Origin of the sequence: Sphingomonas sp., assembly GCF_036387595.1 — a bacterium.
Lineage (GTDB): Bacteria > Pseudomonadota > Alphaproteobacteria > Sphingomonadales > Sphingomonadaceae > Sphingomonas.
In genome coordinates this window covers 1-6,770 of the sequence record NZ_DASVTL010000025.1, presented here as the reverse complement: position 1 = coordinate 6,770, position 6,770 = coordinate 1, and the positions used below count along the sequence as shown (strand labels likewise).

Genomic DNA, 6,770 nt, shown 5'->3' with positions numbered 1-6,770 from the left:
CATGGGCTTCCACTTCTTCACCAACGATGCCGGCGGCAACATGATGATGTTCATGAACCTCATCTGGGCGTGGGGGCATCCGGAGGTGTACATCCTGATCCTGCCCGCGTTCGGGATCTTCTCGGAGGTGTTCTCGACCTTCTCGGGCAAGCCGCTGTTCGGCTATCGATCGATGGTCGCGGCGACGCTGTTCATCGTCGTGGTGTCGTTCTTCGTGTGGCTCCATCACTTCTTCACGATGGGCGCAGGCGCGGACGTCAACGCGTTCTTCGGCATCGCCACGTCGGTGATCGCGGTCGGCACCGGGGTGAAGGTCTATAACTGGCTGTTCACGATGTATGGCGGCCGCATCCGCTTCCCGACGCCGATGCTGTGGTCGCTGGCATTCATGGTCACCTTCGTGATCGGCGGCATGACAGGCGTCTTGCTCGCAGTACCGCCGGCCGACTTCATGCTGCACAATTCGATGTTCATCGTCGCGCATTTCCACAACGTCATCGTCGGCGGCGTCGTGTTCGGCGCCTTCGCGGGCTATACCTTCTGGTTCCCCAAGGCGTTCGGCTTCCAGCTCGACGAACGCTGGGGCAAGATCGCGTTCTGGCCGTCGCTGGTCGGCTTCGTGCTGACCTTCGGCGCGCTCTATGCGGTCGGACTGGAGGGAATGACCCGCCGGCTGCAGCATACCGAGGTCGAGGAATGGGTGCCGTGGCTGCACGTTGCGCTGGCGGGGGTCGGCTTCATGATGATCGGCGTCGCCGCACAGGTGGTCCAGCTGGTGGTCAGCATCCGCGACCGCGAACGACTGCGCGACGTCACCGGCGACCCGTGGGACGGCCGCAGCCTGGAATGGTCGACCGCCTCCCCGCCCCCGGTGTTCAACTTCGCGGTGATGCCCGACGTGCATGGCGAGGAGGCGTATTGGGGCATCAAGCAGGGCGCCATCGACTCACAGCGGCTCGGACCCGAGCCGACCTATGAGGCGATCGAGATGCCGCGCAACTCGCCGACCGGCTTCATCACCGCCTTCTTCGCGACGCTGATCGGCTTCGCATTGATCTGGCATATCTGGTGGATGGCCGCGCTTGGCTTCGTCGGCGCCTATGCGACCTTCGTCGTGTTCGCGTGGCGCAACGAGGAAGAGTACGAGATCCCCGCCGAGGAGGTCGCGCGGATCGATCGCGCCCGCCGTGCCGCGCGGGCGGCGTGGCTCGCCGAGCGCGAGGAGCAGCCGGCATGACCGCCGCGACCACCACCCCTGCCAGGCACGAAAGGCCGACCGAGCATAGCGCCCGCGCCAACCCGCACGATCCCTACGCGCTCGGTCGCGGTCACGGGCATGGCGGCCATGGAGGCGGCCATGGCGATGGTCACGGCAGCGAGGCGACCGGGCACGGCGAAGGCGGCCCCGCGTCGAAGCGGATCATCGTCAGCTACGGCTTCTGGATCTACCTGCTGTCCGACATCGTCATGTTCTCCGCTTTCTTCGCCGCTTACGCGGTGCTGGCGACGGAGACCGCAGGCGGGCCGACCGGCGCCGATATCTTCGGCCGTGGCCGGGTCGCGATCGAAACCGTCTGCCTGCTGCTGTCCAGCTATACCTGCGGGCTCGGCAGCATCGCCGCGGCACGCAAGGACCTTGCGGGAACGCTGCGCTGGCTGGCAGCGACGGGCGTGCTCGGGCTGCTGTTCCTCGGCATCGAGATCCAGGAGTTCGCGTTGCTGATCGCGGAGGGCGCGGGGCCGCAGCGCAGCGCGTTCCTCAGCAGCTTCTTCGCGCTGGTCGGGCTGCACGGAATGCACGTCGCCGTAGGGCTGCTGTGGCTGGCGACGATGATGGCGCAAATCTTCGTGAAGGGCTTTCGCGCCAACATCGAGCGGCGGCTGCTGTGCTTCAACCTGTTCTGGCACGCGCTCGACATCATCTGGGTCGGCGTGTTCTCGATCGTCTACCTGCTGGGGAATCTCGGATGAGCCGCCACGAACAGATCGACACCGGGGATTCCGCGCCGGGCGAGGAGCGGATCAACGAGAACGAGCCCGCCAGTGGCGTGCGCGGTTATACGCTGGGGCTCGGCATCGCGCTGCTGCTGACCGCCGCCGCCTTCTGGGTAGCGTCCACCGATCTGGTCTGGGGGCCCGCGGTGCCCGCGGCGATCGTCGTGCTGGCGGTCGCGCAGATGGGTGTCCACCTCGTCTTCTTCCTGCATGTCACGACCGGGCCGGACAACACCAACAACGTCATTGCGCTGGCGTTCGGCGTGCTCATCGTGCTGCTGGTGATCGTCGGATCGATCTGGATCATGGCCCATCTCGATCACAACATGATGATGAGCCCCGACGAGATGAAGCAGCGTATGCGGTAGGCCGGCGACGCTCGCCGAGCGCATCCGATCAGGCCAGCTTGAACGCTTCCTTGTTGGCGCGCGCAGTTACGTTCTTGTTGCCGTCATCCCCCAACGCGGCATGAAGCGGCGGAAAGATTGCGTCTTCCTCTTCGCGGATATGCTCTTCGATCTCGGCACGGAAGGCTGCGACCTTCGGCAGGAAGCCCGCGTCCGCCTTCTCCATGATCTCCAAGTCATAGAGATTCTGCTTCACATAGCCGTGATCGTGGTTGAGCTTGTCCGCATCCGCGGTGTCGCCCCAGTCGCGCAACGCCGGGTAGATCACGTTCTCTTCCATGAACGCGTGCTTGGACAGCGCGTGCTTCAACGCGGTCAGCAGCGCGCTTCGCTTGCCGGTGTCGCCGTCGCCGGTCTCTTGCAGCTGGTCGAACAGTGTCAGCGCCAGCTTGTGTTCGAGCTTTACCGTTTCGAGCCAGTCTCCCGCCATCGTGCTCGGCGCCTGCACCGCGATCTTGCGGCCGAGGTTCACCGCCAGGCCCGTGGCCAGACCGGCGGCGGCGGCACCGACCAGCGATGCGGTGCGGCCGGTAAGCGCAGCCTTCGCGGTCTCTGCCGCCGCTTCCAGGCGCGAACCGTGCGTGTCATCACCCGTGGCGACCGTCGCGCGATCGTGCGTGCCTTGCTTGCCCTTGTGGTCGGCCATCACTGTCTCCTCGGTATATTCTCCTTAAAGCGTCGCGCGCCGCGGAGTTCCGGAAGATCTGTGCGCGTCGATCGGCGCTAGCGCAGGGTCTGCAGTTCGATGTTGCGGAATTCGATTTCGTGACCCTCGCTCTGCAAGGCGATGTAGCCGCGGCGGAGCGACAAAGCACCTCCGGCGGCAGCGATCAGCGGCTGCGCGTCCTTGTCCGCGGGGTCGAGCTCGGCGCCGGTGTAGCGCAGCACGATCTTGCCATCGATGAGGTGCGTGATCTGCCCACCCGGCAGCACCTCGACCTCCGCGTGGACCCAGCGGCCAACCGGCAGCAGCGGTGAGGACGACAGGATACAGTGACGCGGATCGCGTTTGCCTTCGTACACCACAGTGGTCCCCGGCGTGCAAAGGTTGCCGGTCGGCTCGCGCGTCGGCCGCGGCACACCGAGCAACTGCACCTCGAGGCTCACGGGAAAGGCCTGGTCGCGCGCCATCGTGCCAGGCGACTGCGCGTGGATCATCAGCCCGGAATTGCTAGTCTGCCATTCCTTGATCCCCGGCAACGGATCGCCGAACAGCCGATAGTCGAAGCGCACCTGGTACGCCTCCAGCGGTGCTTTCCAGAACAGATGGCCGAACTCGCCGCCGAACTTCCGATAGTTGGCATGCGAGACGCGGATCGCGCCGTGCGCCACCGTGAACATGTGCAGCGGGTCTTCGCCCGCGGCACGGCCGGTGATCTTCGGCGTCCAGCCGGTGAGTGTCCTGCCGTCGAAGATGCGCTGCCACTTGGGCGCTGGCGACGCGCCGATCAGCAGCAACACCGGAAGTATGAGTAGCTTCATGATGCCTCCTGACGGCTGCAGAGGAGCCTGCATGCCCCCCGCTTGATCGGAAGTCTATCGCCGCCCGCGCGAGCCAGCCCGGCGAGACTCAGTCGATCGGCTTCGATACCGGGGGCATCTCCCGGCCGCCATCGTCCAGGGCGGCTTTGGGTGCTTCCGACATCGGGCTGGAGCTGCCGGTGCTGCGGCCACGCAGATGATCGATCTCCGCCTGCCGGCGTTGAAGGTAGAAGCGCCTCGTATTCGCGTAGGGATCGGCGACGTTGTCGTGCAACGCGTGCAGCGTATCGTCGAATTCGGATCGGTGATCGAGCGCGCCGAGGACGCCGAGCGGGATCGCGACCTCCGGCTTGGTGACCCGGCTGCCGAACGCGACCGGCAGGATCAGGCGGTCGACGACCCCGCCGAACAGATCCCGCACCGTCGTCGGCCCGACGATCGGCAGGAACATGAAGGGACCGTTAGGCACCCCGTAGAAACCCAGCGTGTCCGCGAAGCCGTTACCGCGCCGCGGCAGCCTGAACGGCTTGCGCTTGGCCATGTCGAAAAGACCCGCGACGCCGATCGTCGTATTGATCGCGAACCGCCCCACTGTCTCGGCGGCCTTGCCGATCTTGTGCTGGAGCAGGAAGTTCACGAACACTACGGGTTCGCGAAGATTGTAGAGCACGTTGTGGACGCCGCGGCGGAACGGCTTGGGCGCCGCCTTGGTGTAGGCGCGCGCGACCGGGCCGACAACGGCATCGTCCACCGCCTGGGTCGCCTTGAACGAGGTTTCGTTGAGCGCGCGCAGGGGATCGGGCGCGATCGCGCCATTACGCCCGGTCACGACGATATCGCTCTGCAACGCCTCGCCATTCGTCGGCAAAGGCGCGGCGGGCGGGCCATTCGTGACGGGGGCTGGGGGCGGCGGCGCCTGGACCTGATCGAGCGTCGGTGGGGTCTCCGGCGGCACAGATAGGGGCGTAAGCTCGCCGTTGTCGGCCTGCACGGCGCTTTCGCTCTCTGCCGCGGGGTGGTGCACTGCCACCGCCGCAGGCACGACGGCGAGCGGAGCCGTCGCTGCCACCGGCGTAGCGGCGTACGCGGCCACGGTCGTCCAAAGCAGTAAGGTCAAGCGCAAGATCCCCAAGAGCCGCCCGCGCTGCGCTGGCGAGGCGAAGCGGCGACGGCCGAAGCAGCGTGTAGAGCAACGTCGCTTACCATAACAACAACGCTCTGCTCGCACGTCGCGCAGCGCCGATCGCGGCCGTGCCCGTGAAGGGCGTGCCAGTGAAGATGGCCGATGGCGCTTGCTCCCCGCACCCTTTCCACCGAAGGCTGCCCGCATGAACAATCCAGATAATGTCGCGGGTTACAAGGATGTCGTCACCGGCAGCCGCGAAACGCCCGCGGACACGCCCGGCGCGGCGCAGGTCCGGCCGGTGTCCGCGCCGGAACTGAAGACGCTGGCGGGCGTCGCCGTCGGGACGCTCGTCGTCGCGGCGCTGTATTTCGGGCAGGACGTGCTGATCCCGATCACGCTCGCGGTCATGCTGTCTTTCGTGCTCTCGCCCGTCGTGAACTTCCTACAGCGGCTGCGTCTGTGGCGCGCGCCCGCGGTGATCCTCGCGGTGATCGCGGCACTCGGCGTCCTCGGGTTGCTGGGCACGCTGATCGGCAGCCAGGCGGCGTCGCTGACCGCCAATGCACCGCAATATGCCCGGACCATCGAGGCGAAGGTGCAGGGCGTGCAGGGCTTTGCGCTCGCCCGGATGGCGTCGATCAGCAAGGAGCTCGGCGGGCGTACCCAACCGAAAGCGCGGCCCGTGACATCCACCGCGCGCGACGGGTCGCCGGTGCTCGCGTCGGGCGAACGCCGGCCCGTGCCGGTCGAGATCATCCAGGGCAGCACCTCGCCCTTCGCGATCGCCCGGGCGGTCGTCGAACCGATCCTCGGCCCGCTCGAAACGACGATCATCGTCCTGATCGTCGCGATCTTCGTGCTGATGCAGAAGGAGGATCTGCGCGACCGCTTCATCCGCCTGTTCGGGTCGAGCGATCTTCACCGCACGACCCGCGCGCTCGACGATGCCGGGCAGCGGCTGAGCAAATATTTCCTGTCGCAGCTGGCGGTGAACACCTGCTTCGGGCTGGTCATTGGCCTCGGCCTCTGGCTGATCGGCGTGCCGTCGCCCGCGATGTGGGGCGTGATGGCGGGATTGTTGCGGTTCGTGCCCTATATCGGATCGTTCCTGGCGGCAGTCGCCCCTGCCGCGCTGGCCGCGGCCGTCGATCCGGGCTGGGGCATGACGATCGAGGTCGTCGCGCTGTTCGCGGTGGTCGAGCCGTTGACCGGCTATGTGGTCGAGCCACTGCTCTACGGCCATTCCACCGGGCTTTCGCCGGTATCGGTGATCGTGTCCGCAGTATTTTGGACGTGGCTATGGGGTCCGATCGGGTTGATCATGTCGACCCCGCTGACGCTTTGCCTAGTCGTGCTGGGACGTCATGTGAAGAGCCTGGAGTTCTTCGACGTCCTGCTCGGCGACCGGCCCGCCCTCACCCCGGTCGAGAGCTTCTATCAGCGAATCCTCGCGAACAATCCGGACGAGGCCTTGGCGCAGGCGGAGGTGCTGCTGACCGACCGAACGCTGACCAGCTATTACGACGCCGTCGTACTCGAAGGCTTGAAGCTCGCGGTCGAGGACGAGGCGCGCGGGACGATCGACGCGGCGAGCGCGGAACGCATGACCAGGTCCATGCTGTCGGTGATCGAGGACCTACGCGGCCCCGCCGCCCCGCCGGAGCGATCGCCGTCGTCGCTCCGCGTCATCTGCGTCGCCGGCCACGGTGCGTTCGACGATGCCGTCACCGCGATGCTCGCCCAGCTTCTCGATCAGCGGG

At 66.5% G+C, this 6,770-nt stretch carries 7 protein-coding genes; 4 read left to right on the top strand and 3 right to left on the bottom strand.

Translation table 11 applies throughout. The features are described 5' to 3' along the window. The 3 genes from VF643_RS01030 to cyoD all read left to right on the top strand — a co-directional run. On the top strand, positions 1 to 1,237 hold a 1,237-nt coding region (locus tag VF643_RS01030; protein ID WP_331041500.1), incomplete at its 5' end, for a cbb3-type cytochrome c oxidase subunit I. Then, the gene (gene cyoC / locus VF643_RS01025; protein WP_331041499.1) at positions 1,234 to 1,971 is read left to right on the top strand and encodes a cytochrome o ubiquinol oxidase subunit III; all 738 of its coding nucleotides are present in this window, start codon (positions 1,234 to 1,236) and stop codon (positions 1,969 to 1,971) included. The genes VF643_RS01030 and cyoC, both read left to right, overlap by 4 nt. Then, positions 1,968 to 2,363, top strand: coding sequence for a cytochrome o ubiquinol oxidase subunit IV (gene cyoD / locus VF643_RS01020; protein ID WP_331041498.1), 396 nt, complete (start codon positions 1,968 to 1,970; stop codon positions 2,361 to 2,363). The genes cyoC and cyoD overlap by 4 nt, the downstream gene beginning before the upstream one ends. Before the next feature lie 28 nt (positions 2,364 to 2,391). Here cyoD and VF643_RS01015 read toward each other — a convergent pair whose 3' ends face one another. From VF643_RS01015 to VF643_RS01005, 3 genes are all read right to left on the bottom strand, one after another. Further along, positions 2,392 to 3,048 (bottom strand): hemerythrin domain-containing protein, encoded by a 657-nt coding sequence (locus tag VF643_RS01015; protein ID WP_331041497.1) that lies wholly within the window; start codon positions 3,046 to 3,048, stop codon positions 2,392 to 2,394. A 77-nt stretch (positions 3,049 to 3,125) separates the two neighbouring features. Then, positions 3,126 to 3,884, bottom strand: a complete 759-nt coding sequence (locus VF643_RS01010) for a DUF1080 domain-containing protein (RefSeq protein WP_331041496.1) — start codon at positions 3,882 to 3,884, stop codon at positions 3,126 to 3,128. 88 nt (positions 3,885 to 3,972) lie between these two features. Beyond that, the gene (locus tag VF643_RS01005) at positions 3,973 to 5,001 is read right to left on the bottom strand and encodes a VacJ family lipoprotein (RefSeq protein ID WP_331041495.1); all 1,029 of its coding nucleotides are present in this window, start codon (positions 4,999 to 5,001) and stop codon (positions 3,973 to 3,975) included. A 211-nt stretch (positions 5,002 to 5,212) separates the two neighbouring features. Between VF643_RS01005 and VF643_RS01000 the strand changes: the two genes are divergently transcribed. Next, a partial coding sequence (locus VF643_RS01000) for an AI-2E family transporter (protein ID WP_331041494.1) occupies positions 5,213 to 6,770 on the top strand: 1,558 nt, incomplete at its 3' end.

Excerpts from the sequence above, each read along its gene's own strand:
- cyoC (WP_331041499.1), top strand. The coding sequence starts at position 1,234 with ATGACCGCCGCGACCACCACCCCTGCCAGGCACGAAAGGCCGACCGAG.
- cyoD (WP_331041498.1), top strand. The coding sequence starts at position 1,968 with ATGAGCCGCCACGAACAGATCGACACCGGGGATTCCGCGCCGGGCGAG.
- VF643_RS01015 (WP_331041497.1), bottom strand. The coding sequence starts at position 3,048 with ATGGCCGACCACAAGGGCAAGCAAGGCACGCACGATCGCGCGACGGTC.
- VF643_RS01010 (WP_331041496.1), bottom strand. The coding sequence starts at position 3,884 with ATGAAGCTACTCATACTTCCGGTGTTGCTGCTGATCGGCGCGTCGCCA.